Below are 24,272 nucleotides of genomic sequence, written 5' to 3'. Positions count from 1 at the left end.
GGCTGGACCGATGGCCGACCTCGATAAGAATACAATCACGAAACTGCGGAAGCTCTTGCCCATGCTGGCCAGTGACCATGCTGGCGAGGTTGTCGCGACCGTGGCCGCGATCATGCGAACGCTGGAAAGCGGTGGCGCTTGCCTGCACGATCTGGTGGCTCTGATCGACAAGCCGCCGCGCGTTGTCGAGAGGGTAGTTTATCGGGAGCGGGAACCAGGGCCGCAGGCAGGACCGGCCCGCTCGCCTGTCTCTGCGGCCTACATCATTGAGGCCGGGCGCAAGTTGCTTGATGCCGCTTTCCTTCATGACCGTGAACGCACTTTTGTGGGGAACATGGTGGGCCGCGCCGAACTACACGGCGATCACTTCACCATGACCGTCAAGCAACTCGTCTGGTTTCGTGAACTGGAAACCCGTCATCGCGAAATGGAGGCCGCTCATGTGTGACCACCTCCCCCATTTAGGGACCGTATCCCGGAATAAATCAACATACGGGACTGGGGTACTGCGCAGTTTCACTAGTTGCACTTCGCAAAAGCGGTACACGCATACACGCACGATACACGCACGCTTGCACGGGTCGAACCAATGACAAAACCTTGCAGTGATCCCGTTGTAACTTTGCGCCTGCTGGGGCAGGTGACGCGATGCTTGGCCTCTGGTCAGAAGCTCCCATACCACCTCGAAATATTCTTGCTTCAAGGCCTCACACCGGTTGTCGAGACTGCCGGCGAAGTTTCGCTTGATCAGGCGTTCGGCACCCGCCGCCATGGTGGCATCACTCCCGCAAACGCTCAAAAAAATTCCCAGCGTGATGCCATGTTGCGGCACCTTCGCGGCATCCATCCGGAGTGGTGCGATCTTGTCCCGACTATCGCCAGTCGGCGGATGCGCAAAGCCTTCGAGCTTTACGAGGCTGGCCGGTGGAAGCGCGAAAAGGCCGCCTTCGCAGCTCCCTCGGCAGAACCCTTCACGACCTTCTGGCGCATCCTGAATGCGGGAATGCGCATGCCGCAGGAAGCCCGCCTTCGGCAAATTCTCGACAGTGAAATTCGAGAGGGTGTTTGAATTTCATGCGGCCTCGCAGATTTTCCAAATCACCAACACAGGGACTGAAGAAAATGAAAATCGATCTTAGCCGGCTGGCTGTTCTCGGAACGATCAGCGCCCGCGAGAAAGCAGCGGTGGACAGGGCGCGTGGCGCACTGGACATGGAGCTTTCCGCAGCAAAAGAAGTCCGCCGCAAACTTGCGGCGGAACAGCGCCGCGATACCGAACGGGCAAGCGGCAGACGCCACATTGAAGAGCTGCGCGCCAAAGAAGACGAAATCAACCAGCGCATTGAGGATCACCACGCCTCAATTGAAGTGCTTCAGGAGCGCGCGACTGCGGCGCACCGCCTCCGAAAAGCCTGCGAAGCATGGGTCGCCGAAAATGGACAGAACGGCGGTGCGCGATGAGCATCTTTGACCTTCGCCGTACCGTGGAAAAGTCGCTTGCTGGCGGCAAAACACTGACGACGACGCTGGAAGAAATCCGAACGCGGATTGTCCTCTCGCGGCAGGCTATTGCGGAGCTTCAGCAAGCGCCTGTGTCGATGGACGAAGCACATCAGCGGTTGGATAACTGGATTGCATCTATTTCCGCCAGCTCGGCCGCTGTGAACTTTGCAGCTCGGTTCACGAGCCCATCACCCCGGCTTCCCGTCAGCGCAGTCCCTCCAGAACTCCTGTCTGCGGCGGTATGCGGCACGTTGCGCGACCTGATCGCCGGAAAAATTGCGGAGAGCTACGGTTCCGCGAAGGGCCTTTCGTCCACTGATCGCGCCCGCCAGATCGAGAAAGCCGAACGCGAGCTGCTTGAACTGGAACTCGCCGAAGAGGCGATTATTCGCAGCGCCGAAGGCAACGGGATCGATGTTTTGCGCCGTATCGATGCCGATCCCCGCGCCGTACTCTGCCACGGGGATTTTCTGAAATGAGCACCATCGTTGACAAAAACTCCATCCACCTCGCCGGGAGTGTTCTTGCCTCCGACGAACAGGCCTTTGAAGACGGCTTCAGTTCGGTTGACGTTTTCTACGCCCTCGCCGGTTTCGATGAAAAAGCTGCAATTACTGTCTTCATCAATTCACCTGGCGGCATCGCAACTGAAGGTGCGGCGATCTACGCCATGCTGAAATCTCGGCCGGGGCGCGTTGATGTCGTCATCGAGGGCATTGCCGCTTCCGCCGCCTCGCTTATCGCAATGGCCGGTAAAAAGGTAACGATGTCGGCCGGATCGGTGATGATGATCCACGATCCGGCAGGGTTCACCTTCGGGAATAGCAAGGATCATTCGAAGACAATCGACGCTCTTGAGGTGCTGGCGACAGCCTATGCTCGCGTTTACGCGGCTAAGTCGGGAAAAACTGCCGAAGCTTGCCGCGAAATCATGGTCGAAGAAACGTGGTTCACGCCGGATCAGGCTGTTGAGGCCGGTTTCGCAGACGCGACCAGCAGCAAAAACAGCCCAGTTGTTGCCGCCTTCAACTACCGCCAATTCCGCAACGCGCCAGAAAAGCTGGTGGCGCTTGCGGCTTCGCAGAACTGGGGTTCCAGCAACCCGGCCAAGGCGCAGAAGTCGCCAAAATCCAAGGAGAAAACTATGTCGAATAACGCGGCGAATGCCGTCAAGGATCGCCTGAAGGCGATCATGAAAGCTGACGAAGCTCAGGGCCGCGAGGCGCTCGCGGAGCACCTGGCTTTCGATACCGAAATGTCGGCCGAGGATGCTATCGCGCTGATGAATGTCGCGCCCCGTGGTTCTAGCGAAGAGCGCGAGCCGGAATACCAGCCGCCAAAGCGCATGATGAATGCGCAGGATTTGAACCGCGCGTATGGGCACGAAAATCGGCCCGGTGCGGGCAAGCTCGCCGCGAACATGAAGCGCCGCAACGGCATCAAGTAGCAGCCGCTTTGGCCCAATCCACGAGGAAAGAGAATGGAAAAATTAAGCTACAGAACGGCAGGCGATATCGTGAAGGACGAGGGTAAAAATCGCTTCTCGCGCGACACGGATACGCTTGCCCAGTCCGGCAAAGTGCTTTGCGGCACGGTTCTGGGCAAAGTTACCAGCACCGGCAAGTTCAAGCCGCTGGCCTTCACGAAGGCCGATAACTCACCGGTCGATGACGGCTCCGAGATCGCAGCTGCCATCATCCTGCATAACGCCGATGCATCCGCCAGCGATGTTGAAATTGTGAACCTCAAGCGCCGTGCGCAGGTGGTTGTGCAGAACCTCATCTGGCCGGCCGGGATCACTGCCCCTCAGCAAAAAACCGCCCTTGACCAACTTGCCGCCCTTGGCATCATCGCACGCATGGGAGTGTAATCCATTGCCTACCCCTCTTGATTATCTGAATGCGCCTGAATTCGCCGACGACCAGTTGACCGAAGCGATCAATATTCCGCCATACTTGACCGGCCGTCCGGCGCAGCTCGGCATCTTTACCGATACGCCGATCCACACCACCTACGTTCGGATCGGCGTTTCCGAGCAGGAACTGACGGTCATCCCCGCCCGCGAGCGTGGCGGGGAATCCAACCTTAATATTCGGGGTGATGCCAGAAGCGGCGTTTCCTTCGACATTCCACACTTCCCCCTCGATGACGCCATTCTGCCGGCCGATATCCAAAACCTCACCGTTTGGGGCGAGGGCGACGTCATCATGGCGAGCCTTGAAGATGTCTACAACGATCGTCTCGTCGCCCTTCGTGCCAAGCATGATTTCACGCACTCCCATTTGGACTGGGGAGCGCTGAACGGCATCGTTCTGGACGGAGACGGGCGAGAGCTTCTGAACGTGTATGACAAATTCGACCTGGTGGAACACAGCGTCGAGTATGATCTGGCTTCTTCAGCTACGAGGCTGGCGGGGCTGAACCGACAGGTTAAGGCCCATGTTCGGCGCGAATTGCGCGGTACGCCGGCCACCGGCCTCCGCGTTCTCGCTGGCGCTAAATTCTTCGATATGTACGTCGATCACAGCAACGTGCGTGAGGAACTCCGTGATTATAAGGGCAGCACCGCCAATCCGGGACGTGATGACATTCAGGATGTCTTTGAATACGCCGGTCTGACCCTCGAACGGATCGATGAACAGTACCAGGTGCGACAGTCTAACGGTACACTGGTAGCGCGTGATGCGGTTCCCGAAGACGAGGCCATTGTGGTTCCGCTCGGGACGCCGTTCTTCAAGCGCTACATCGCGCCGCCGGACACGATCAGCGGCGCAAACCGCGCCCCCGAAGCGGAAACCAAGGTATTCGTTTCGACGGACGAACTGCCTCACGGCAAGGGTCGAGAAATCCATACAGAGTCGAACGTCCTGCCGATCTGCATTCGCCCGCAGCTTCTTGTCCGCCTCCGGATGAAGGCAGCTTAACCAAATAAGCCGCTGATCTGGCGGCTTTTCCCCGCTTTTGATCCAACATAGAAAGATTTCTCGATGTCCAGCGCTGTAAGCGTTTCCCTCACCACGCCCGTCACCCATGGCGAAGACACAATTTCCGCCCTCACGTTTCGTGAGCCGACTGTTGGCGATCTGATCATCGGCGACCAGTTCCCCGGCCAGCTTGCCAAGATGACCGCCATCCTTGCCTCTATCTCTGACACGCCTTTGCCAGCGTTTAAGAAGATCGGCGCGAAGGACTTTTCCAAGATCGTCACCGCCACATCTGACCTGCTGGGAAACGGCAAAGGCAACACGACTGGCGAGTGATCGCCGTCTTTGTTGCCAGTTACACCAAAACACCGCTCGATATCATCGAGCGGTGGACACCTGAAAAGCTCCTAGCTTACTGCGCGACCGTGCGCGATCTCCGAGAACACCTGAAGGAATAAAGATGTCTGTCGTACAGAGCACCTTGCGCATTTCGCTGCTGGAAGATGTTGTCGCAAAATCCGCGCCGATCTTCCGCACGCTCGACCGCCTGCAGAACCAGCAAATGAAAGCTTTCGCTCCGATGCGTGGGCTGATCGGGCAGGCCGTGGCGCTGGGTGCCGGCTATCTGGGGGCAACCGAAGGCATATCGGCTACGGCCGGCGCTGCCATCGAATTCGAAACCGCCTTCGCTGACGTGAAGAAGGTTGTCGAGGCGACCGACGAACAGTTTGAAAACATGCGCCGTAGCATTCGGCGCATGTCTGGCGAAATCCCGCTGGCCGCAACAGACATTGCCGCCTTGTTCGCGGCGGCCGGCGAGTCTGGTGTTGCGACAGAGGATCTACAAAGTTTTGCCGAAATGGCCGCGCGTGTTGGTGTTGCCTTCGACATGACGGCGGCCGACGCCGGCGAAAGCCTCGCCAAGCTGAAAACCCAGCTCGGCTTGAATGTTGCCGAAACTGGTGAGATCGCCGACGCCATCAACCACCTGTCAAACAACATGGCCTCGAAAGCCAAGGATGTCACCGAATTCATGTTGCGCGTCGGCGCCATCGGTGAAATGAGCGGCTTTGTAAAAGAAGACGTTGCGGCTATGGGCAGCGCGATGATCGCGGCCGGCTCGGACGCCAGCACGGCCGGCACTGCAATGAAGAACGTTATCCGCGCGCTGGCGAGAGGCGACTTTGCAAAGAAGTCGCAGCGTGATGCGGCTAAAGCCCTCGGCCTGCATCTGCCCTCCATTGCCAAGGATATGCAGAAGGACGCCAAGGGCACTATGCGTAAGGTGCTGACGGCGATCTCCAAGGCTCCGAAACATCAACAGACTTCACTCCTGTCTGAATTTTTCGGTGATGAAGCCAGCGCCTTCATGCCGCTGGTGGGCAATATCAAGCTGTTGGATGATGCTCTCGCATCCGTCGCCGACCGCACGAAATATTCTGGATCGGCCTTTGCCGAGTACGTTCAGCGCGCCAACACCACCCGCAACGTTCTCGATCTGCTGGGGAATAAGATTTCGAACGTGTTCTCGGAAATGGGTGACGGCATGTTGCCGGCGATCCGTGAGGGTGCGGAAGGTATCGGATATGTGATCGATACACTCGGCAACCGCGTGACGATCCTTGACCGAATTGAGGCCAACATGAAAGGCTTCATGCAGGGGCTGGGATATGAAGGCGGCGTGCGCGAGCTTACCGAAGCGTTGGGCGATCTGCTTCTAGGAGAGGTTGATCCAAACGCGGCGGATCGGATCGGCGGCATCTTCATGCGAGCCAAAGAATGGGGAGAATCCATCCGCGAGCTGAATGACGCAGTGAAGGATAACCCGATTGCGAAGTTCCTTGCGGAAATGTCGGGGCATGGCTTCAAGCTCTTTTTGTACGCCTCCGGTATTGCGATGCTCGCCGGCACGGTTCGCAAGCTGGCGGGGGCATTGATGCTGCTTTCCGGCGCGAGCACCGCCCTTTCGATCCTGAAGACGATAGGCACTCTCAGCGAATTTCCGGGGTTGGGGGGCGACGGTGCTAAACCGGGAGGTGGCAAAGCTCCCAAAAGCGGGGGCGGCAATGTGCCTGAAGTTCTGCCTTGGTACAGTCAGGCTGGCCAATGGCTGAAGGGTTTCGGTTCACAGCTCGGCTTTGGCCTGTCCGTCCAGAGCTTGGGTGACACCCCCGGCGATACGTTTCAGGACCAGGTCAACAACCAGCAAAAGTACAAGGAAGGCTTGCAGAAGCTGTTCGGCCTCAACAAGGATGCTTCTGGTGTTTCTAATTGGGACAGCTTTTGGTTCGGCGATGCGGCCAAACCGGATTTCAGCTTTCGCGAACACGCCGGAGTATCCGGCGTGGGTGGATCGGGCGGTAATGCGCCGGCGACAGGTAGTGCCTCGGGTGAACCGTTTGTGGCTCGCATAGATGCGGGATCAATTGCAGAAATGGTCAAACCTCGTGGCACGCAAGATGTCAGGGTGACAAACCAACAGCCTGTCAGCGCACCGGTTTATGCAACATTCCACATAACGGGCGTTTCCGATCCGAAAGCTGCCGCAGACGAGGCACTGAGCAGGCTCGGCGATCTGGTACGTGACAGCAAAGAAAGCTCATTCTCGGATGATTGAGGACAGGTTGGGGGCTACCCAGCACAGTGTTTGACCGCTTAGCGAAGCGTGAGCACTGTCACCCCCTAGGCAACTACTAATCCGACCAGCGGATTTTCCTTCCTCTTAAGTGAGCGGTTTCGTTGGCCCAATCGAGTTGCGCTCGCATCGCTATCGCACCTATAATAGGCCTGAGGGTGTCGCGAAGTGGCTCCATCACTTCAAGGCACAGCTTGGGAGAGGGTATTCGGAGAATATAATTGGTCGGATAGCGAAAATCGTGATCACTATTCTTGTGCTGAAATTCTCTGGCAAAGTGCTCGAGATTTGGAATATTGGGCATTCCGATGTCTACACATCGCTTATGTAGTTTATCTAAGTTATGAGCGAGATTTTTGCTTCTAAGGTCACGCTTCGATACATTATTCGCAGCGAGATAGCTCTTCAAAAACAACTCAAGTGAATGCGTCAGCAAATAGTATGTGGGATACTTTAGTCGCTCGTCTTGATGGACGATTTTAAACGCTTCCAAATACTCTGAGCCACGATGAAAGAGTTGCTTAGCGAACAGGCCAAGTGGTTCAGGCATCTCGATTACATCATCGATCAAAAACACCCTCCTGCGGCATATAATCGTGTTGTACAAAATCCCGTGAGAATGGATAGACGATGACCTACCACGCTACTGGTGAAGGCTTAACATGAAATAGTCCCATGATTACAGTGACCGAACTGGTAGCAAACAATAGTCCAGCGATGGTGCCGCAGATCGCTGATGCGTAAAGAGTTCTATCGATCCAGTCACTTGGCTTCGGATAGGCGTCATGCCGATAAAGCATTTTCGGGTTCGCCATATCTTTGTAGTAAAGCTCAGCAAGCTGGAGGTTGACCCATGCGAAAAGGCCTGCCACCAAGGTTAGAAAAATCGCAGATAGATTTTGAGCTGCTGCGTAAATCAAAAAATCGCTCTTGGCTGCGGGAACTGATGTCCGCAATGCATTGAGTGCATATATAGCGCCTCCATGGACCGCCAAGAGTGATGCAAAAAGCCATTTAGCATACCCCGTGTGGCCGTTATGAGCCCATTCTTCTTGATTTAGGTAGTAGCGATATAGCTCTTCATTATGCGTTTTAAGGCGGTCACGATATTTAGTATCAGTCAGAGAATCGTAGAAGATTGGTTCACTGGTCTCGTTGCCTTCACCTCTCTCAACGTGTGTCATTCCACCAGCCTTCAGTCTCGAATGCATTGGACGGAGGGCTCGCAGCTGTGGCGAACCCGTTTTGATCATGGATAACGTTGGATCCAACTAGCGCAACGAAGAATGAGCGCAAGCGCATATGCATCACCGACATTATCAATGATTACGCGGCTTGGATCACCATTCGCAAATGAATAGTGTGGCGACTCGCCTTCTGATCTCAGAAGGTCGTCGATATAATGGACGGTGATATTGATGCCACCGTAAAAGCCTGGAAAAAATATCAACCTGACTGAACCTTTCACGAATTCTCTCTTTCAGCTTGGCTTTCAATAAGGTGCGCTTGTCGGCACTCAGTTCTGTTTTTTGGCGGCGTTACGTATGCTCTCATCTGACACGATATCAGCAGGACTAATCAGGCCATCCGCATCGCTTGAATTTTCCTCAATTTCTTGGTCCAATCGCCGCAATTCCTCCACGCGGCGTTTCATGAACATTGCCATCTCATGCCTTTGACGAAGCGTCTCAAATTCTGCTTGGCTCAATGCTTGGAGTTCCTCTGCGGTCTCAAGCAGGTGCTTGGGAACATCACTGCCGGCCGCTATGACCGACTTGACGAATTGAGAAAGTTGCACCGTTTTCGTGTAGTATAGCAGGAAGTCAGCATCTTCCTTTTCCTTCATCTGAGATACCAAATCCGTCAATTCGGCATTTTCACTCGCCAGCGCGAGCGTTTTCTCGACGGACTGTGCGTATTCTCCTGTGCCGTCGTATGCTGCCTGCAAAATTTGTGTGGCGCGCTCCTCCATGGAAAGGTCGTTCATGGATGCGTCAACCATTAGGGAATTCCAGAGGTCACCCGATAGCGCGAGCTTCACCCGCTCATCCCGATCTTCCTTGAACGAGCGTTTAAGGCGTTGAATTATCTCGGCGTTCATCGAGCGCCCGAGCAGCTCTGCGGCAGCCTTCAGTTCGTCGCGCATCCCCTCAGGGAAGCGAAGCATGAATTTGTCTTGGAGGGTTCTATTCTGATCTTCAGCCATGAAGTCCTAATGATATCATTTTCAGCTTGACGGCAATAGTGTCCTTAGGACATAAGTCGATATGTCCTAAGGACACTGTTTGCAAGGATTGAACCAATGAGCCGTGAGAACGATAAATTTATGCTTCGCATGCCCGACGGTATGCGGGACCGCGTAAAAGAGGAAGCAGAGCGAAACTATCGGTCAATGAACGCCGAAATCGTTTTCCAATTGAGCCGCGTGTACACGCAACCCGAAACGCAAAAAGCCGACGCTATGGCCTGAGAAACCGCGTCGGCTTTTTCCTAACCCCAAGGAAAGGTCAACATCAAATGCAAAAAAATCTTACAACAAAAAACGCCGGCTGCGCAAGCGCCGCCGGAAAAATCAGTGTGATCCTCGATAAAGTCGATGACTTTCAGTACGAGCTTCATAAACTGAATTGCCTCGCGACCGTCGCGGAAAACACTGTCAACGACATCCTTTTCGGGCAAAGAGACCCAAACGAAAAGCCGGGCTTCTACTACGTGGGCGATCAAAGCCGCAAAGTTGTAGGCTTCGCTACCAACGAAGTTCTCGCCCTCTCCAACAGCACGGAAGTCGCCGTGGACGAATTGCTGGACAGCCTGAAAGAAGTTCATGACATGCTCAAACGTCATGAGCCTGCACGTCAGCCGGAACCGGCTCTTAGTGCGCCGCTGGGTGACGTTATCGAGGCATGGAAGACCGCTTACGCCATTTGGGTGGCAACCCAGAATGATAGCAATCTCCCTACCGGAACCTCGGAAGCTGACGCCGAAGAAAAGGCCCTGTTGGCCCTCGCGTCCCATCCGTGCGTGACGCTGGCCGATGTCCGGCGCAAAGCTACCTTGTTTCTCGACAACGCCTATCTTCGTGACAGTGCGTCAGATTTCACGCTGGAACTGCTCGGGGCATTTTCCCTCGCGCGAATTCAATGACAATCGAGGTACATCACATGGCCGGTACAACATTGAATATTAGGGTAGCACCTCGTCGTATGCTCACGCTCACCGAAGCGGCAAACTATTGCGGCGTGAGCGCAAAGCGCTTCCCAATCGATTGCTGCATTACGCCTGTGGAGTTTCCATCAGGCGTGAAAGTCTATGACATGCGCGATCTTGATAGCTATCTCGACGGTCTGAAATGCGGCATGGAAACCAACGACGAAGCTGTTATCGGCAAGCTCGGAAAGCGCGCATGACGAAGATGCGCGAAAAGCGGGTGAACAAATACGCCGGTTGGAAAATCCAGCGAGACAAGAAGCCTCCGTTTCGTTGGCGCGCTTATCACCGTGCGACCGGCCACAAGATCGACTGCCAGAAATTCGAGGTCTATAGCCTCGCATTCGACATGGAAGTGCACCGCGTCAATAAGCTGTACGAAGTTAAGGCAGCGAAGCCGGGAACGCTCGGCATGCTCATCAAAAAGTATCGCGCCAGCCCGAAGTTTCAGAAGCGTGCGCCTCGCACCCAGTCGGATTACCAGAAGGTTTTTGATTGGCTCCAGCCTATTGGAGACCAGCCGCTTGACTGGTTCACGCGTGGCCGTGTTGCAAAAATTCGCGATCAGGCCGAACAGCAGCATAAGTTTCGCTTCGCAAATTACGTCCGTTCTGTCCTCTCCATCATTTTCAGTTGGGGTATGGAATATGAATATGTGAAGGAAAACCCAGTTGAGCATGTCAGTCTCGCGGAGCGTCCGAAAGACTTGCCCGATGCAAACCGCCCTTGGACGGACGCGGAGCGCGAAGCAGTCTTGGCGGCGCTGCCGCCCCAAATGCTTCTCCCTTTCAGTCTCATGATGTTTTACGGCCTCGATCCGCAGGATGCGTTGGCGCTGCCTAAAACGGCGATTTCGAGCGCAGGTATCGACACCCGGCGCAACAAGACCGGCCAGCCGATCTTTCTGCCCCTGTTCGCGCCAGTCAAAGAGGCGCTGGACGCTTCGCCGCTCCACAGCGCAATCACCCTTTGCGCCAGCAGCCGGGGCCAGCCGTGGACGTACAATGGTTTCAGCACGAATTGGGACAGGATCAAGAAGAAGCTCGAAGAGACTGGCGCTATTCAGCCTGGACTAACCCTCAAAGGCCTTCGGCATACAGTTGCGACGATCCTAGCCGAAATGGAGAAGGATAGTGCGACCATCGCCCTCGTCTTGGGCCATGCAACAGAGGCAATGGCGAAGCACTATTCCCGCCGCGCCGACAGGTCGAAACAGGCACAGAGCGCGGTAGCCGATTTCGAGGCGGAACTGAACAAACGAAAAACGAAGTCTGTCAAACTTTGAGAAAAAGTTTGTCAAACTGATACAGAACAGAAAGCGGCAGATGATGGAAAAAGACAGGCATACCAAGGGATTAGAATGGTGCCCGGAGGCGGATTTGAACCACCGACACGCGGATTTTCAATCCTAATGTCTGTCTCATAGCCCATTTTCAAGTTTGTTGACAGGTGTCGAACTTACGATGCCGCATCGCCTAAAAACACAGTAAAATCATGTCATTGCCAACAATTACGCGCCTCTTGCATGTTTCACCGAGCTGGAGCAGGCTAGGTGTCACCTGCCCTTGTCAACCAATTTGGAAGCGGTATAGGAGCGGTATAGATTTTAGTGACGGTATGGAGTGAGGTTTGGCGACTGAGAAGCTGGTGATCACGGACAAGGAGATCGGGCGCGCGAAGAAGATGGCGGAGGCTGGCGAGACACCTGACGGCAAGCCCTTCATTTTCACCGACGAGAAGTTCACAGGCCTGCGCTTGATGGTTCAGGCTAAGAAGGCGTCCTGGATCGTGCGCTGGGGCGACAACTCCGTGACGGTCGGATACGTCCACCCAGTAGGTGACCGCACGATCACCGCGCCGAAGACCGTCCGCGACCTGGCTGCTACGGTCATGAGTATCCTGAAGGATGATCCGGCGAAGGCGCGGCCATTCTTGGATGCGCATTGGTCCGGTCAGAGTAAGAGCGCCGCGCTTCAGGCCGTCCACAAGACGGCAGACACATGGACGCTTCGCGAGTGCGTCGAGCAGACCATTGCCGGAAAGACGGCATCCGATGCCAAGCACAAGATCGGCGCGAATACGGTCAAGGATTACCGAGGGACTTTCGGCCGTGACTTCTTCCAGAAGGTGCTCGACAAACCTGCCGTCCTCGTGACCCGCGGCGACATCGAGAGCGTTCGAGATCACGTCAAGAAGCATGTAGGTGCCTCTCCCGCGATCAAAGTCGTGACCTATACCCGGGCTGTTCTCGACTACTGCGCTCGCAATCATGCCGGGCAGTCTGGCCTCGATAAAGTCGATGCCTGGTGGCACTTCCTCAACGCGCCCTTCGAGATCAAGCCTCGCAATCGCCGCCCCGAAGTTGAATGCATTGTGGCTACGATGTTGCTTGCCGAGGAGTACCTGACGAAGCCGCTGCCCGGCCGAGCGCAAGGCGTGAACGGAACGAATCCGGGAACGCTAGCGGGTCTGTGGTGGCTAGTCCTCACTTGCCAGCGCGCGACTGCCGGAATGTCGCTTTTGGCCCATGATGTCGTCACCGATCCGGACAGCAACGAGTTTCTTCTCGCTGCGTGGGCGGAAGATGTTATGAAGGCAGGTCAGGCCCATGTGTTGCCGATACCAGCGCGCGCCTGGGAGATGATCAATTCTTTCCGCGAGAAGGGTCGGTACGCAGGATCGCAGGAATGGGCTTTCCCTTCTGAGCGAAAGAAGGATGCCCACGCGACCGCATCCGGTGTCTACCGCATCCTGTATCGTCTCGCTGGCCGTGATGCCCTCATCCAAGAAGCCAAGGCTGAGCGGAAGGGCAAGAAGGTGCCGGAACGCACTGAGCGCCGAGATCTTCTGAAAGAAGCTAGGATCGACTGGTGGTCTCTGCACGACCTACGCCGCAGCCTCACGAAAGTCCTGGATGAGAACGGGATCCCAGGTGGCGCGACGGTCATTCTCGCGCACGATATCCATGAAAAATCAGAGCTGGCGGTGACAGCATCAGAACGCGAGCGAGAGGATTTCCAGCGTCTGCGCACCGCTCGCATCACGAAGATGGCGTACGGCGGGGCTCAATACATCGCACTGAAGAAGGAAGCGATGCGCATCTGGACGGATGCGGTCTTGGACGAATACGAACGCCAGAAGACCGCAAAATCGGCAATCCTCGACGCAGCCGAGTAATTCCCGCCCTATTCCAGTGCCCGCCAAATCGAAATCGTCGGGCACTGGATGCCAGTTTCAATGTTTCCTAGGCATCTCGTCGGCATCGTCCTCATCGGCAGCCGCCAGCTCCCGCATCATATCGACCCCCGCTCCGTAATCATCAAGGAAATGTGCCATCGCTTCCTCGGCGCTGTCGAACAACGCCCCAACCGGATTCCCCGACCACTCCATGGCATCGACGACATACTCATGACGCTCGCACCGCACACGCGCACTCTCGCCGGCATCAATGAGCTTTCCTTCACGACCGCAGCACTCGCACGTCCCGAGAGATTTCGCGCGAGCATTCTCCCGGATCCGCATCATCGAGCGCCACGGATGCGGAAGCTTGCGGTCCGGTGGCAGGTGGTCGTCGAGCGGGATGTCACCGGAGACATACGTCGCCGAGATCTTCAACGCGCCGTCGACGGTCTCGGCTGCGGTGATCTCAACGCACCACTCTTCCGGTAGCGCCTGTGCCTCTTCTACGGCCTCGGCGAGGATGTGCTGCCATCCGTCGGCGACGGAAATTTTCGACATTGTCCACCTTTTGGTCGGTTATTTTCGACATCACGCGCTCATGCGCTTACCAAGCCTGACCCAGCCATTCGTCGTCATCGCCATCTGTTTCTCTCGATGCAGGTACAGCAGCCGCGTGGTCACCCAAACGCAGTCATGATCTGGATGATAAACGGTCCCGCCAAGCCGCCAGTACGCCGGTGACGAACCGCTCTGGAAAAGAAGCAGTGACCACGGATGCAACATCGGCGCCGACCTCTGCTCCTCTTCCGTTGGCTCCGTCTCTCGGCAAAGCTGGAATTCGAACGGCGGCAGGAGCGCGCCTCCCGGCGACGAGAGTTCGAGAAGACGACGACCCACATGGAAGAGTGTCCCCGTGTGTCGGACAAGCCACCAGCCGACGCGGCGGCAAGTCTCGTCATCGGGTTCCCAGAAGATCGGCAGCGCGCGTTCGATCTCTGGATCCAGGAGAATGGCTTCGCAGACCAAGGATTCGCGATCCATTCCTTCAATGCTGATGCGGCGCGGAACGCCAAGGCTCTCACGGCGGCGTCGAAAAGAGATTGCTGTCATCGCGACCATTCCGGTGCCTCCGCTTCGATCATTACGTCGTCTTCGACATCGTAGGTCAACCACAGCCCGCGCTCGTCGCGGAAGGCGGTTGGCTCCGCTTCACACGGTTCTGCTCGGTAACCGTCGCGAACAGCATGGTCCTCACAGACTGTTGTCAGATAGCCACGCCGGCTGCTCCAAACGCCTGGTCGCCCGCAGTATTCGCAGGTGTGGTAGCTACGAGCTTCTGCGCGGCGATGGGCATCCGTGACCACACGAACTGTCGAGAGCGGCTCGAAGTAGCTCGAATCGTAAAATGCGCAGGGAGCCAAGCTTCTCTTTCACCTGGTGGATCTCGTACACGACCCCTTCCGGCAGCTCGCGGTCTAGGACTTCGAAATAGCGATCGAGGATCCCGATCCAGCCTTCGTGGCACTCGATAAAAAATCCAGGGCGGATGAGATGCGCGTATTTCGTGCGCAGTTCGTCAAACGTTTTCATCGCCTCCACCCCTCCGGAGGCTCGCTCGGCACCATAGTGTCGGTCTCTTCGTTGTAGCGGTACCAATCGCCATTGACTTGCATGTGGCCGTAGAACGGCCCGGTCTTACGGGCACCCCAAGACCTCTGGTCTTCGCTGGCGTGCTCGTCGCAGAGCGTGCGCCTCCATGCAAAGCGATTAGGCGGCGGGCGGCGCAAGAAGCCAGGGGACCCGCAAACCTCGCACGTCATCGACGACTTGAACTCTGCCTTGCCCTTCGCCAAGCGCGCGGCGAGGACGGGAGTGTCGCACCAGACGCGCATGCAGCCCCATTTTTCTTTGATTTCGTAGACGCACAAGCTTGGATCGTGCGGGAGCGCCCCGACGACGAAATCGCGGACGAGGCCGAGCCAGCCGATACCGACGTCGACGTATTTCGCCGTATCGAAAACTCCCGGGAAGTCAGCGACGAGGTCGTCTTTTTTGATCCGTGGAAAATCATCACGCATCGCAGGACTCCTTTTCGCAGGCATCGCAGGTCACCACGTTGCGAGCGCCGCGGTCACGACCGTATCCAGATCCACACGACATGCATGTCGACAAGGACTGGGTGACATAACGCTGCACGAGACGGTCGAGGCGAACGCGGTTGTCAGGATCGAGTTCGCGGTCGGAGCAGCGCACGTGCAGCCAGCCTCGGTCGGAGGTCACTGAGGTGAGAGCGACGGCGGGGAACTCGCGCTGCAACACAAGGCGGAGGTCGTGAACGAGGTCAAACCAGCCGATCGGAATGCGGCTATCAGTCATTCAGGCGCTCCTGCTGCTGTTCGAGGATCTCGTTGATCGCCTTCTTCTCGGCGGCGGTGGCTCCATCCAGGAAGCGAGCGTCGATGACGACGAGGCCATCGGTACGCTCGACGATGCCGAAAACGCGGCAGGCATGGTGCAAGTCGGTCAGCTCGGCGAAGAGGTCGTCGACGATTGGCTGGAGGTCGGCGCGGAGCTGGAGGTGTTCGGCTGCGGGAACGACGGATCCGAAGCGCTCGACGAGGCGGCGGTACCAGGCGGGGTCAGGCATTGAGCATTCCTTTGGTGAGTTCGCGGAACGTGCGTGGCGTGAAGGCGACATCGGGCAAGTCCACTCCGACATCACGAGATCGCCCTTCGGCCGGCAGCCGACCATGTGCATGTCCATAGAAGTGCCACGCTCCCTTGCTGCGCCCCTGCCAGCACCGCTGCGCGTAGTGCGACAGAACGATATGCTGACCTTCGTCCTTGATGAACATCATGGCTTCGGGACGCGCAGCCCATTCGAGGCCGGCGATGGTGGAGTGCAGATCGCCGTCGCGGCGAACGTCGTGGTTGCCGTAGACGAGGTATTTGCGGCCGTTGAGACGGCTGAAGATCCAGCGGATGCGGTCGGGATTGTTCAAGCCGAGGGCGAAGTCGCCGAGATGGTAGACGACATCGGTGGGAGCGACGGCCGCGTTCCATCGCGTGATGATCGCTTCGTCGTGCTGCTCGATCGTCGAGAACGGACGTGGCTGCATCGAGAGGATGCAGCTATGGCTGAAGTGGGTGTCGGAGAGATAGAACTTGCGAACGAAGGACATGCTGGAATCCTGGAAGATGGCAAACGAAAGCGGCACCGCGCGCGGCGGCATCAGGCTATTCGGGCTATCTTCAGTCCAGTCATCGAGTGGTCCTCTTATCCGGGAATCCGTATAGCATGGACCCGGTAGGGTTGTGAGCCCCTGCCGGAAAGAAAGGCGCCAGCAGGGTTAAAGGAGTGCGATCGGCATCATGGATTTGTCCAGGATCACGCGGCGGAGAGTAGTTCAGCGACGGTGTCGTCGGGGTGAATACCTCGGCGGATGCCACGCGCCATGTGCTTGATGTAGTCGCGGCGCTTTGCGTGAGGAGTCCTGCGCCACAGCTCGATATCGAGAGATGGCGGCTTGCGGATCGGTGCGGGGCGGGCAGCCTCCGCCGCGTCGTCTTGGAATGGATTCGTCGGCAGATCCTTCAGACCGTCCGTGAACATGCCGACCGAGTATAGATCGAGATCGCCGCCCGTCAGGATCGACCGGGCAAGATCCATCATCTCGGGTCTTGCAAGGGCGGCCGCCAGTGACGTCATCATGACCGTCGGTTCGAGACGGATCGTGACGCCCGCATCGATCGGAGTCTTGCCGTGCTTCCTCGAGCGAACGAGGGCAACACCACCGTCCCTCCCCGGAACGAGAGAGAGCCATGTGTCGCACTCCTCGGCGAGCTAGCAATTCTCCAGGATGCGCATCGTGTCATCTTCCGCCGCATCGGCCTCAAGATTCGCAATGAAGGTTCTGTAGCGCATGTATTCGGTCATTCGCCTCACTCCCGTCCAGTCTTTAGTTTGCCGTTCCGTTTCGCGTCTCGTCTACCTTCTTCTTCGCGGATCTGATCAAGAACAGTCGTCTTCCTCGGCTGCCAGATTGCCCTCGGTTTCTCATCCAATTCCGCGCCGTGTCTGCAATCGTCGGAAATGGGATCTACCGTGCGTTCGTGGGTATTTGCCGCATCGACACACTCGTGATCGTTTCGGGTGCACTCCACAGGCTCCACTCCGCGTTTCTTCTGTTCCGGAGCGGTGGAGATGGAATGTGCCGTGTCTGCGGACGGCCTAGCCTTGGTCTTGATCCTGCTGAACCTGGTCGCTCTAATAACCGCCTTATCTTCCGCAGTGACGGGCTTACGATTCTGATTCTGAATCTTCTTACGATTCCGATTGGATTCTGAATCGGTGGAACCGTCTCGGCAGGAGGCAGGCAGGACGAAGGGGGAGGTAGACCCCTTATGTAGCGGAGTTAGACGACAATCGTTTGTTTTTACGATGGAATCTAGGATGCGAGACACTCCTTCGACATGCTTGTTGTAGTGACGCTCCATAGCATCGAGAACGGCGTCCCTTTGGCTACTCTGGACGATGTACGAGTCGTGAACAGAAAGAACTGTCATGCCCTTCTTGACGGTCAGCTCGTTTAGGATGTCCGTGCAGATGGAGCTGTCGATGCGCTGGAGGCGGATGCCAGCGTCGGAATGGAAAAAGCGTGCGATGGGCGCGTGCTTCTCGCGGATCGCTTCGATCATGTCGACAGCTTCGTGGTATCCACCCTCAACATGTTCCAACAGTGCATGCACTGCTTCTTCATAGCCCTCCGCGTTGATCAAAATGTTCACGCCGCGCTTGCACGCATCACGCTGATCTCGATAGCCGGGGATGTCATATGCGTCGGCCTCAAGGGGCAGCCCGGCTGCGTGATAGAGCATCCTCGGATGCAGCGTCGCGAAGTCCGCTTCGAAAACCTCCTCGCCATTGATGACGATCTGCTTGCGCGCGTCCTTGTCCATCGCTTGCCAGGCGGCTCCGTAGTAGCGGCCTCCCAGTGTCCAGATATCGTTGAACACTCGGTGGCAGGCGCGGGTCGACAGATCGACGCCGTATTCGTTTCCCTTTCTGGAAATGAAGAACGCCACATCGCCATCGCGACGGCCGCCGTGGAACGCGATGTCGGCCTCAGCGTAGTGCGCGTTGAGCTTCGTGAGCGTGGCGCGCATCCGGTGGATGCTTTCAGTCTCCTTGTATGGCACCAACCTTTTGTCCTCGCGACGGCGCAGGCGGATCGATTGCGCGAGTTCTTTGTCCATTTCCGGAAGGACGACTTTTGATGCGCTAACTGCGGGAAGGATGCGCGACTGAAGCGTCAGCCCGGTCGACGTCTTCCTCAGATGATCACCCGGCCGCGCCTTGATGTGGGCTTCAATCAACGGGCCGTCGGTCAGGCGCTCCATTGCGCTTACGACTGTGCTGTAGCCGAATGCATCGCCGTAATACATTTCCTGCCCGGGATACCACGACTCCGAACGACTGTAGGACATCCACTGCCCTGGCTTCGTTCGTGCGCTCGAGATGATGCCGGAGGCGATCGAGGCAATGGCTTGACGGTCCCGCTTGGTTCGACCGTCAGGGAGCGGAACCCCCGCTTCAACCATACGGTCGTAGTCGGCATGCATGTGCCATTGGAGGGCGCGGTCTCGTGTGAATTCTGCGTTGCTTGCGTTGCGCATTCTTGTTGTCCCCGGGTCGTCTGAAGTCATCGATCGGGGTCTCTTTGCGGACCCTCAGACTCGATGGTTTGAGACGGCCGAGCGCAGGGCAAGCAGTCGCCGGCGGTTGGGACGAGCAAGAAAGTTGACGCGGCAATCGCGCAATTTTCGGCGTCAACAAACTTTTATTTTCAATGCTTTGTGAGATGCACCGCCGACGCGAATCCTTGGTCTATTACTCACGTAGTGAGGACAGAAGACGTTCACGTAGTGAGGAAAGGAGGAGACGATGCCGAGACCGAGGAACCCCGCGAACGAGGCGCATAGGGCTGAGCAGGGGCGGTATCGCGATCGACTTAGGGCTGCACGCAAGCCGGAAGCGCCGCCAGTGGATTGGGCTGTAGCGGCGGCATTCGCTCTGGCGCTCGCTCGTCTCCGGGAGACAGGACAGTCTAATGCTGTCCTGGAGTCGGTTGTCGCCGATTCGAAGACTATCCTTCTCGGAGACGGCTATTCGCCGAACGAAGCTGTTCGGAAGCTCATGGCAAGGCTTCTATTTCGGGACGATCTGGAGTCGCTCAGGAAAATCACTTCGAAGCCGACCAAGGGTGGCTCCTCCCCCCATTACTCCAGCTTTAAGAAACGGATTCCTACAAATTCACATAGTGAGGACGGTGGCCCAGCATGAGACGGTTTTCGCCCCCACCGAAACCAGCACCTGATCCGCGCGGGCCGAAGGTCAAAGAAGCTTTGGCGGTGCTGGCTACCGTTGCCGCCGAAGACGCGGACTACGCTCAGGCACTGAATGGGTTCGGCTTCTCGCGGCCGGATTCCGCGAAGGGCCATGTGTTGGCGCAGCTCAGCGTCCGGGCCGTACTTCAAAATGAAGGCACGTGCGCTGAGGTACTCAAGTTGGCCGCCCGATATCGTCGGCAGGCATCACGTATCAGTCAAGGCAATTTGCTCTAAGTCGAAACAAATTGCGGTAATCCGATTCAGGATTTCTCGCCGGCGATTGCGGCCGACATCAATGGCATCGGAAGATATCGAATCGGAGGACAGCTATGATTGAATTGCACGACACACAAAGCCCTGCGGAACTGGCCGACAAAGCATGCTATGTTTACATGGGCACTGTCACGCAATGGGGATTGGCGCTCCGGGGATTTGCCATCCTCCGCCAAATCGAGATGTTGGATCATGCCGATGTACTTTTTGACATCGATGAAGCCCTTAGAGACTATAGTCCCGGAACTGCCATCAACACTGCTTACATCCGGTGCGCCCATGGTAGTGCCTTGCTGCACAACGGCCTGGTCCCTAGGCTTCTTGTCAATCTCGAAGAGCTCAGGATGATGGCGGAAAGCGACCGACTTGGTATCTTGATTGGGCAAGCACGCGCGCCCCGAGTATTCCGATCCCCCTGCCTCCACCGAGATGTGTTTCAAGCGATCATCGCGCTAACGGAACACTGTCGAGCTTGTGCGCTCTCGTCGAGCGATTTTCCGGATCCAGGAAGAGGTAACAGCGTTGCAGCTTCGAAATCAGGCCCCTGATGCGCTTCAAGACCCTGGGTGAGGCGAGATCCAAGGCAGACTGAAAGCGATCTACCGGGTCCGTCTCCAGGCAATTCTTGATTTGGGGCTGCCACATCGGGCCCGCTTGCGGCAAGGCAAGCTCGGCATCTTCTTCGGCAAGATCGGAGCGCAAAAAGGCTACTGGCAGCGTGCCGCGAAGCGTGACGGCGACTACAAGCTCAAGCTCCTGGCCCGCATGAGCGACAAAGCGACGTATAAATGGGATGAGGTGATCTCGGCGAGCGTCCGGAGTTCGGACCTGGCGAAGATCTACAGCGGCGAGATCACGCGCGCTCCGCAAGCTGAACGGCGACTGAACCATGCCGGAGGCGTTTACCTGAGCTCAACGGTCCCGCACTATTCATCTCACGGACATGTATGTGAAGGGATGATGCGTTGAGATTTGCCGAACTTTTTGCTGGCGCTGGTGGTCTGGGACGTGGCCTTGAGGCCGCCGGAATGAAGCACAGCGTATCATTCGAGATCGGCGATGCCGCGCATGACGTTCTCGTCAACACAGGAAAACAGGTTCACAAGACCGATCTCAACGACATTGCCAATACCGCTTTTTTGATAACTGGCCGTCCAGACCTCATCGTCGGAGGCCCGCCATGCCAAGATTTCTCGAAGGCCGGAAACCGGGAGGAAAAGACGAACGCTCGGCTGACACCGATCTACGCGATGACCATCGCAGTGCTGCGGCCGCAGTGGTTCGTTTTCGAAAACGTTGATCGCGCACCTTATTATCGTAGCTATCAGCAAGCGCGCTCGAATTGGAAGCGCGCCGGCTACGGCCTCACTGAAGTTTACATCGACTGCAGTCATTATGGTGTCCCACAGAAGCGGATCCGCTTTCTATGCATCGGCCGCCTCGGCGAGCGCGATGGCTTCCTTGAGTCGGCCATAAGAGCAGCCGCATCGCCGCGCCCAATGGTCGTCCGCGATATGCTCAACCCCCGTAGGCACCCCGAAGACAAGGAATTGCTGGAGACCGGCTACTTTTGGGCGCGCCCGTGGAGCGGAAAATCAGGCCAAGTCGGTGGCCGCGGCGTGAGATCGATTGATGAACCATGCCCTACGATAATCAGGACGACCCATGAAGCGCCTGGGCCGTCGTATGTCGCCCATCCCGAGGATGCGATCAAGGCGAAAGACGCTCATCAACTGTCGCTCGATCAGGTCGCAAGGGTCCAGGGGTTTCCCGTCGATTTCGACTTCCGGGGGAAAAAGGTCAAACGCTCACGGGACGGATGGACCGGTCGCGATGTTGCACAGATGATCGCCAACGCCGTGCCGAGTCCTACCGCGGCGATCATCGGCAAGGTCATCATCGCGCGAAATGATAGCGACGGCGACGATATCCCGGCGATGCGTGATGGTTTCGCAGAATTCCTCAAGAAGCCGAATCCTAAGACTGGAAGAAAGGGGCTGACATCGAAGGCGTCTATCGCCAACGTCATGAGCAGCGTAAATCGTGCCCGGAGGATGCTAGGCGGCCGAACATTTTCGTCGGCGGCCGAGGAGATCGCCGCGCTAGAACGCACAGTGCCATTCTCGTTCCTTCCCATCGAAGCTCGTCGCAAGGGCGCGAACGTCAAGGATTTCAAAAAAGGCACTCTCAGCGTCAAATCGAAATCAGACCTGCGCGCCGCACTCCGCCTCTATCGCGAGTTCGAGGACGGCCTTCCGCCTGGCAAATTCGCCGAACTCGCGGCTCGATTTGACGTTCGAGGCCTACGAGGAGTGACCCTGTTTCCTCGACAGCGGCCAAAAACGACCAAGAACAAGAAGGCTACTGCGTTGACAGGACGTCCTCTGCCGAAGATCAGCGGTCGCGAGCCGGATGATCTGGACCTCTCAACGCCGATGTTGCCAGACGATATTGATCGGTATTTCGAACACGATCGCGACCGTCCTGATCTGCATCCGGAAGACTACAACGACTCCTTCCACCGCTCCGACGATCATCGGGACTGACTTGCTTCACGCGCCGCCGGCACGCACGATTCTTCTGAGACATCGAGGAGGATTGTCATGCACGCAGCCGTCAACATCGAGCGCTTTCCCGAGTGGCACTCCCGCCCGCAGCGCGTCCAGCGCCCTGTCGTTGACTGGGTAGCCCTCGGATCTGAATACGACATCGGCCATATTGTCCGTCTCTGGCAGCGTGTCATGCGATTCCTCATCGACCAGCTCCCTGACGACGAATCCATCATGTGGCAGCTCGCTGACAAGCTGCAGGGCCGCCGCTCCGATATCGTCAATATCCGTGAGGCCATCGTTTCCATCGAGCGTGGCCACATGGCAGCGTTCCGTGAGCAGATCGATTGGCTTTGGGAATTCCTCGCTGATGAGCATGGAGATCATCGTTATCGCTGGTGCCGTGATGTCGGCGAGTGGCTTCGTATCGAGACCGAGCTGCCCCGATTACAGCGTTGGAGGACGCCAGGAGAGCGCTCGATATCATCGATGCGCTGATGGATGTAGCCGCCAACAATGTCGTTTTTCTGGGGGAGGACGCTTAATGGCTCCACGTAAGACGAAACCCCTGCAGCCGCCGTCAGTGAACCTGTCCTGAAGCGCCTTCCTGACGGCATCCTCTACATTCCAAATCCGATCATGGTCGCCGGACAGACACCTCGCACGCGTGACAAGATTGCACTGCGTGACGCCGTCAGGAAGGCGCTAAGCGAAGTCGAGGCGATTGTAATGGACTTCGTCACCGAGAAGAGATCGGAGCGCCTCTCTGATGCCGATATCGACGAGTTGTTCGTGGTTCAGCTGCCGATCCAGTTGCGATACCGGAATGATGGCGGCCGGATCCGGGTGTCCTATGGACCCGCTATCGTCGATCGTCAGGCGTAGCCTCGATCAGTCGAGGCGCTTGCACTCGTACTTCCACGGATCACTGATGACGGTATCAAAATCCGTAAGGCCGCCTGCTGTCGTATATGCCGACCGCACATTGGCAAAATCGACGTCGAGCATCATGACTGGAGATTCGAATGGATTGTCGGAATAGTCAGTTGCAAGTCCGACGACGCGAAGCGAATCCTTCGATCGCCAGACGATCTTCCAATCGGATCCCGTTGGAATAGGAAAATTTCCGGTCTTGTTCTCTTCCGGCTGCTTGAGGTCAATCCTCAAGCTGCCAACATCCAGGTCAGCCGTGATCGTGTAGACGAAGCGCTCCGCCTTGTAGCCGTCGGATCCGATCTGGTATCGCTCGCATTCCATGGCCTTCGTGGCGGCGAAGGAAGGAGTCGCGCAAACAAGAGCGCTCAAGGTGACGAGATATCTGCGCATGGATTTCCTGTATTTCACCCGACGGGCCGATCCTTGCTGATGCCGTACCTATTGCCGATGATGCCGCCGACGAGTGCCAGGATGACGGCCGCAGGTACGCCCGCAGCGCCTCCCATTGCTGCGATGCCCACGCCGCCCACGAGCAATCCGAGCACGGCACCAGCCGCAGCCCCGATCAACGACCACCGCGTCTCCGCGGGACGCGCCTTTGCGGCTGCGGCAACTTTGCGCGCGTTCGACTCCAATCTTTGCTTCATGTCCCCTCCGACCCTATCTCAGGGCATC

Annotated in this window: 33 protein-coding genes; 18 read left to right on the top strand and 15 right to left on the bottom strand. The window is 57.1% G+C overall.

What is annotated here, in order from left to right; genetic code table 11:
• Window positions 1–10: 10 nt before the first annotated feature.
• From ACZ5A6_RS01015 to ACZ5A6_RS00975, 9 genes are all read left to right on the top strand, one after another.
• Window positions 11–448 carry a hypothetical protein gene (locus tag ACZ5A6_RS01015; RefSeq protein WP_464111021.1) on the top strand — a complete coding sequence of 146 codons (438 nt, stop codon included), beginning with the start codon at window positions 11–13 and terminating at the stop codon, window positions 446–448.
• Between the two features lie 246 nt (window positions 449–694).
• Window positions 695–1,069 (top strand): hypothetical protein, encoded by a 375-nt coding sequence (locus ACZ5A6_RS01010; RefSeq protein WP_217004350.1) that lies wholly within the window; start codon window positions 695–697, stop codon window positions 1,067–1,069.
• A gap of 53 nt (window positions 1,070–1,122) precedes the next feature.
• Entirely contained in the window at window positions 1,123–1,461 is a 339-nt protein-coding gene (locus ACZ5A6_RS01005) for a hypothetical protein (protein ID WP_464111020.1), read from the top strand.
• Window positions 1,458–1,982, top strand: coding sequence for a hypothetical protein (locus ACZ5A6_RS01000; protein WP_464111019.1), 525 nt, complete (start codon window positions 1,458–1,460; stop codon window positions 1,980–1,982). The genes ACZ5A6_RS01005 and ACZ5A6_RS01000 overlap by 4 nt, the downstream gene beginning before the upstream one ends.
• Window positions 1,979–2,950 carry a head maturation protease, ClpP-related gene (locus ACZ5A6_RS00995; protein ID WP_217004347.1) on the top strand — a complete coding sequence of 324 codons (972 nt, stop codon included), beginning with the start codon at window positions 1,979–1,981 and terminating at the stop codon, window positions 2,948–2,950. Before ACZ5A6_RS01000 ends, ACZ5A6_RS00995 begins: the two co-directional genes overlap by 4 nt.
• Window positions 2,951–2,983: 33 nt before the next feature.
• A complete protein-coding gene (locus ACZ5A6_RS00990; RefSeq protein ID WP_464111018.1) occupies window positions 2,984–3,373 on the top strand; it encodes a head decoration protein in 390 nt (129 codons plus the stop codon).
• 4 nt (window positions 3,374–3,377) lie between these two features.
• A complete protein-coding gene (locus ACZ5A6_RS00985) occupies window positions 3,378–4,427 on the top strand; it encodes a major capsid protein (protein WP_107327254.1) in 1,050 nt (349 codons plus the stop codon).
• Window positions 4,428–4,490: 63 nt separating this feature from the next.
• Window positions 4,491–4,763, top strand: a complete 273-nt coding sequence (locus tag ACZ5A6_RS00980; RefSeq protein WP_217004345.1) for a phage tail assembly protein — start codon at window positions 4,491–4,493, stop codon at window positions 4,761–4,763.
• 124 nt (window positions 4,764–4,887) lie between these two features.
• Entirely contained in the window at window positions 4,888–7,044 is a 2,157-nt protein-coding gene (locus ACZ5A6_RS00975; RefSeq protein WP_464111017.1) for a phage tail tape measure protein, read from the top strand.
• A gap of 76 nt (window positions 7,045–7,120) precedes the next feature.
• Here the strand turns inward: ACZ5A6_RS00975 and ACZ5A6_RS00970 are convergent, their stop codons facing one another.
• The 3 genes from ACZ5A6_RS00970 to ACZ5A6_RS00960 all read right to left on the bottom strand — a co-directional run bounded on the left by ACZ5A6_RS00970 (window position 7,121) and on the right by ACZ5A6_RS00960 (window position 9,268).
• Window positions 7,121–7,633: a hypothetical protein gene (locus ACZ5A6_RS00970; RefSeq protein WP_464111016.1), complete on the bottom strand. Its 513-nt coding sequence runs from the start codon at window positions 7,631–7,633 to the stop codon at window positions 7,121–7,123.
• A 64-nt stretch (window positions 7,634–7,697) separates the two neighbouring features.
• A complete protein-coding gene (locus tag ACZ5A6_RS00965) occupies window positions 7,698–8,246 on the bottom strand; it encodes a hypothetical protein (RefSeq protein WP_217004342.1) in 549 nt (182 codons plus the stop codon).
• 332 nt (window positions 8,247–8,578) lie between these two features.
• Complete coding sequence (locus tag ACZ5A6_RS00960; RefSeq protein WP_464111015.1) at window positions 8,579–9,268, bottom strand: Arc family DNA-binding protein; 690 nt, start codon at window positions 9,266–9,268, stop codon at window positions 8,579–8,581.
• A gap of 96 nt (window positions 9,269–9,364) precedes the next feature.
• On the opposite strand from ACZ5A6_RS00960, the gene ACZ5A6_RS00955 reads away from it, so the two are divergent.
• From ACZ5A6_RS00955 to ACZ5A6_RS00935, 5 genes are all read left to right on the top strand, one after another.
• Complete coding sequence (locus ACZ5A6_RS00955; protein ID WP_217004340.1) at window positions 9,365–9,532, top strand: Arc family DNA-binding protein; 168 nt, start codon at window positions 9,365–9,367, stop codon at window positions 9,530–9,532.
• Between the two features lie 47 nt (window positions 9,533–9,579).
• Window positions 9,580–10,206 (top strand): hypothetical protein, encoded by a 627-nt coding sequence (locus tag ACZ5A6_RS00950; RefSeq protein WP_464111014.1) that lies wholly within the window; start codon window positions 9,580–9,582, stop codon window positions 10,204–10,206.
• Window positions 10,207–10,223: 17 nt separating this feature from the next.
• Window positions 10,224–10,469 (top strand): hypothetical protein, encoded by a 246-nt coding sequence (locus ACZ5A6_RS00945; RefSeq protein ID WP_464111013.1) that lies wholly within the window; start codon window positions 10,224–10,226, stop codon window positions 10,467–10,469.
• Window positions 10,466–11,554, top strand: a complete 1,089-nt coding sequence (locus ACZ5A6_RS00940) for a tyrosine-type recombinase/integrase (RefSeq protein WP_217004338.1) — start codon at window positions 10,466–10,468, stop codon at window positions 11,552–11,554. The genes ACZ5A6_RS00945 and ACZ5A6_RS00940 overlap by 4 nt, the downstream gene beginning before the upstream one ends.
• A gap of 344 nt (window positions 11,555–11,898) precedes the next feature.
• Window positions 11,899–13,446 carry a site-specific integrase gene (locus ACZ5A6_RS00935; protein ID WP_464111012.1) on the top strand — a complete coding sequence of 516 codons (1,548 nt, stop codon included), beginning with the start codon at window positions 11,899–11,901 and terminating at the stop codon, window positions 13,444–13,446.
• 57 nt (window positions 13,447–13,503) lie between these two features.
• Here ACZ5A6_RS00935 and ACZ5A6_RS00930 read toward each other — a convergent pair whose 3' ends face one another.
• The 10 genes from ACZ5A6_RS00930 to ACZ5A6_RS00885 all read right to left on the bottom strand — a co-directional run bounded on the left by ACZ5A6_RS00930 (window position 13,504) and on the right by ACZ5A6_RS00885 (window position 20,552).
• Complete coding sequence (locus tag ACZ5A6_RS00930; protein ID WP_464111011.1) at window positions 13,504–14,007, bottom strand: hypothetical protein; 504 nt, start codon at window positions 14,005–14,007, stop codon at window positions 13,504–13,506.
• 30 nt (window positions 14,008–14,037) lie between these two features.
• Window positions 14,038–14,568, bottom strand: a complete 531-nt coding sequence (locus tag ACZ5A6_RS00925; protein ID WP_464111010.1) for a hypothetical protein — start codon at window positions 14,566–14,568, stop codon at window positions 14,038–14,040.
• A gap of 207 nt (window positions 14,569–14,775) precedes the next feature.
• Window positions 14,776–15,039: a hypothetical protein gene (locus tag ACZ5A6_RS00920; protein WP_464111009.1), complete on the bottom strand. Its 264-nt coding sequence runs from the start codon at window positions 15,037–15,039 to the stop codon at window positions 14,776–14,778.
• Complete coding sequence (locus tag ACZ5A6_RS00915; protein WP_464111008.1) at window positions 15,036–15,527, bottom strand: hypothetical protein; 492 nt, start codon at window positions 15,525–15,527, stop codon at window positions 15,036–15,038. The genes ACZ5A6_RS00920 and ACZ5A6_RS00915 overlap by 4 nt, the downstream gene beginning before the upstream one ends.
• On the bottom strand, window positions 15,520–15,825 hold the full coding sequence (locus ACZ5A6_RS00910) for a hypothetical protein (RefSeq protein ID WP_464111007.1): 306 nt from the start codon (window positions 15,823–15,825) through the stop codon (window positions 15,520–15,522). The genes ACZ5A6_RS00915 and ACZ5A6_RS00910 overlap by 8 nt, the downstream gene beginning before the upstream one ends.
• On the bottom strand, window positions 15,818–16,096 hold the full coding sequence (locus ACZ5A6_RS00905) for a hypothetical protein (RefSeq protein ID WP_464111006.1): 279 nt from the start codon (window positions 16,094–16,096) through the stop codon (window positions 15,818–15,820). Before ACZ5A6_RS00905 ends, ACZ5A6_RS00910 begins: the two co-directional genes overlap by 8 nt.
• A complete protein-coding gene (locus ACZ5A6_RS00900) occupies window positions 16,089–16,682 on the bottom strand; it encodes a metallophosphoesterase (RefSeq protein WP_464111005.1) in 594 nt (197 codons plus the stop codon). The genes ACZ5A6_RS00905 and ACZ5A6_RS00900 overlap by 8 nt, the downstream gene beginning before the upstream one ends.
• A gap of 155 nt (window positions 16,683–16,837) precedes the next feature.
• On the bottom strand, window positions 16,838–17,161 hold the full coding sequence (locus ACZ5A6_RS00895) for a hypothetical protein (protein ID WP_464111004.1): 324 nt from the start codon (window positions 17,159–17,161) through the stop codon (window positions 16,838–16,840).
• Between the two features lie 230 nt (window positions 17,162–17,391).
• Window positions 17,392–19,125 carry a hypothetical protein gene (locus ACZ5A6_RS00890; protein ID WP_464111003.1) on the bottom strand — a complete coding sequence of 578 codons (1,734 nt, stop codon included), beginning with the start codon at window positions 19,123–19,125 and terminating at the stop codon, window positions 17,392–17,394.
• Window positions 19,126–20,099: 974 nt separating this feature from the next.
• The gene (locus ACZ5A6_RS00885) at window positions 20,100–20,552 is read right to left on the bottom strand and encodes a hypothetical protein (RefSeq protein WP_464111002.1); all 453 of its coding nucleotides are present in this window, start codon (window positions 20,550–20,552) and stop codon (window positions 20,100–20,102) included.
• 190 nt (window positions 20,553–20,742) lie between these two features.
• On the opposite strand from ACZ5A6_RS00885, the gene ACZ5A6_RS00880 reads away from it, so the two are divergent.
• The 4 genes from ACZ5A6_RS00880 to ACZ5A6_RS00865 all read left to right on the top strand — a co-directional run bounded on the left by ACZ5A6_RS00880 (window position 20,743) and on the right by ACZ5A6_RS00865 (window position 23,546).
• Window positions 20,743–21,081, top strand: coding sequence for a hypothetical protein (locus ACZ5A6_RS00880; protein ID WP_464111001.1), 339 nt, complete (start codon window positions 20,743–20,745; stop codon window positions 21,079–21,081).
• Complete coding sequence (locus ACZ5A6_RS00875; protein ID WP_464111000.1) at window positions 21,078–22,658, top strand: DNA cytosine methyltransferase; 1,581 nt, start codon at window positions 21,078–21,080, stop codon at window positions 22,656–22,658. The genes ACZ5A6_RS00880 and ACZ5A6_RS00875 overlap by 4 nt, the downstream gene beginning before the upstream one ends.
• A gap of 57 nt (window positions 22,659–22,715) precedes the next feature.
• Window positions 22,716–23,159, top strand: a complete 444-nt coding sequence (locus ACZ5A6_RS00870; protein WP_464110999.1) for a hypothetical protein — start codon at window positions 22,716–22,718, stop codon at window positions 23,157–23,159.
• A gap of 141 nt (window positions 23,160–23,300) precedes the next feature.
• The gene (locus ACZ5A6_RS00865; protein ID WP_464110998.1) at window positions 23,301–23,546 is read left to right on the top strand and encodes a hypothetical protein; all 246 of its coding nucleotides are present in this window, start codon (window positions 23,301–23,303) and stop codon (window positions 23,544–23,546) included.
• 6 nt (window positions 23,547–23,552) lie between these two features.
• Here the strand turns inward: ACZ5A6_RS00865 and ACZ5A6_RS00860 are convergent, their stop codons facing one another.
• On the bottom strand, window positions 23,553–23,987 hold the full coding sequence (locus ACZ5A6_RS00860) for a hypothetical protein (RefSeq protein ID WP_464110997.1): 435 nt from the start codon (window positions 23,985–23,987) through the stop codon (window positions 23,553–23,555).
• A 14-nt stretch (window positions 23,988–24,001) separates the two neighbouring features.
• Entirely contained in the window at window positions 24,002–24,244 is a 243-nt protein-coding gene (locus tag ACZ5A6_RS00855; RefSeq protein ID WP_464110996.1) for a hypothetical protein, read from the bottom strand.
• Between the last annotated feature and the right edge of the window lie 28 nt (window positions 24,245–24,272).

This window comes from Agrobacterium sp. 6Ca8 (assembly GCF_055382765.1).
Note: the sequence above shows the minus strand (reverse complement) of the source record. Positions and strands in the feature narration are given on the sequence as shown.

Coding starts and splice junctions, on each gene's coding strand:
- ACZ5A6_RS00910 (WP_464111007.1), bottom strand. CDS start 15,825: ATGACTGATAGCCGCATTCCGATCGGCTGGTTTGACCTCGTTCACGAC.
- ACZ5A6_RS00930 (WP_464111011.1), bottom strand. CDS start 14,007: ATGTCGAAAATTTCCGTCGCCGACGGATGGCAGCACATCCTCGCCGAG.
- ACZ5A6_RS00965 (WP_217004342.1), bottom strand. CDS start 8,246: ATGACACACGTTGAGAGAGGTGAAGGCAACGAGACCAGTGAACCAATC.
- ACZ5A6_RS00890 (WP_464111003.1), bottom strand. CDS start 19,125: ATGCGCAACGCAAGCAACGCAGAATTCACACGAGACCGCGCCCTCCAA.
- ACZ5A6_RS00920 (WP_464111009.1), bottom strand. CDS start 15,039: ATGAAAACGTTTGACGAACTGCGCACGAAATACGCGCATCTCATCCGC.
- ACZ5A6_RS00955 (WP_217004340.1), top strand. CDS start 9,365: ATGAGCCGTGAGAACGATAAATTTATGCTTCGCATGCCCGACGGTATG.
- ACZ5A6_RS00925 (WP_464111010.1), bottom strand. CDS start 14,568: ATGGTCGCGATGACAGCAATCTCTTTTCGACGCCGCCGTGAGAGCCTT.
- ACZ5A6_RS00895 (WP_464111004.1), bottom strand. CDS start 17,161: ATGATGACGTCACTGGCGGCCGCCCTTGCAAGACCCGAGATGATGGAT.
- ACZ5A6_RS00945 (WP_464111013.1), top strand. CDS start 10,224: ATGGCCGGTACAACATTGAATATTAGGGTAGCACCTCGTCGTATGCTC.
- ACZ5A6_RS00855 (WP_464110996.1), bottom strand. CDS start 24,244: ATGAAGCAAAGATTGGAGTCGAACGCGCGCAAAGTTGCCGCAGCCGCA.
- ACZ5A6_RS00960 (WP_464111015.1), bottom strand. CDS start 9,268: ATGGCTGAAGATCAGAATAGAACCCTCCAAGACAAATTCATGCTTCGC.
- ACZ5A6_RS00905 (WP_464111006.1), bottom strand. CDS start 16,096: ATGCCTGACCCCGCCTGGTACCGCCGCCTCGTCGAGCGCTTCGGATCC.
- ACZ5A6_RS00940 (WP_217004338.1), top strand. CDS start 10,466: ATGACGAAGATGCGCGAAAAGCGGGTGAACAAATACGCCGGTTGGAAA.
- ACZ5A6_RS00950 (WP_464111014.1), top strand. CDS start 9,580: ATGCAAAAAAATCTTACAACAAAAAACGCCGGCTGCGCAAGCGCCGCC.
- ACZ5A6_RS00870 (WP_464110999.1), top strand. CDS start 22,716: ATGCACGCAGCCGTCAACATCGAGCGCTTTCCCGAGTGGCACTCCCGC.
- ACZ5A6_RS00915 (WP_464111008.1), bottom strand. CDS start 15,527: ATGCGTGATGATTTTCCACGGATCAAAAAAGACGACCTCGTCGCTGAC.
- ACZ5A6_RS00980 (WP_217004345.1), top strand. CDS start 4,491: ATGTCCAGCGCTGTAAGCGTTTCCCTCACCACGCCCGTCACCCATGGC.
- ACZ5A6_RS00975 (WP_464111017.1), top strand. CDS start 4,888: ATGTCTGTCGTACAGAGCACCTTGCGCATTTCGCTGCTGGAAGATGTT.
- ACZ5A6_RS00860 (WP_464110997.1), bottom strand. CDS start 23,987: ATGCGCAGATATCTCGTCACCTTGAGCGCTCTTGTTTGCGCGACTCCT.
- ACZ5A6_RS00995 (WP_217004347.1), top strand. CDS start 1,979: ATGAGCACCATCGTTGACAAAAACTCCATCCACCTCGCCGGGAGTGTT.
- ACZ5A6_RS01005 (WP_464111020.1), top strand. CDS start 1,123: ATGAAAATCGATCTTAGCCGGCTGGCTGTTCTCGGAACGATCAGCGCC.
- ACZ5A6_RS01000 (WP_464111019.1), top strand. CDS start 1,458: ATGAGCATCTTTGACCTTCGCCGTACCGTGGAAAAGTCGCTTGCTGGC.
- ACZ5A6_RS00990 (WP_464111018.1), top strand. CDS start 2,984: ATGGAAAAATTAAGCTACAGAACGGCAGGCGATATCGTGAAGGACGAG.
- ACZ5A6_RS00865 (WP_464110998.1), top strand. CDS start 23,301: ATGGTCGCCGGACAGACACCTCGCACGCGTGACAAGATTGCACTGCGT.
- ACZ5A6_RS01015 (WP_464111021.1), top strand. CDS start 11: ATGGCCGACCTCGATAAGAATACAATCACGAAACTGCGGAAGCTCTTG.
- ACZ5A6_RS00900 (WP_464111005.1), bottom strand. CDS start 16,682: ATGCCGCCGCGCGCGGTGCCGCTTTCGTTTGCCATCTTCCAGGATTCC.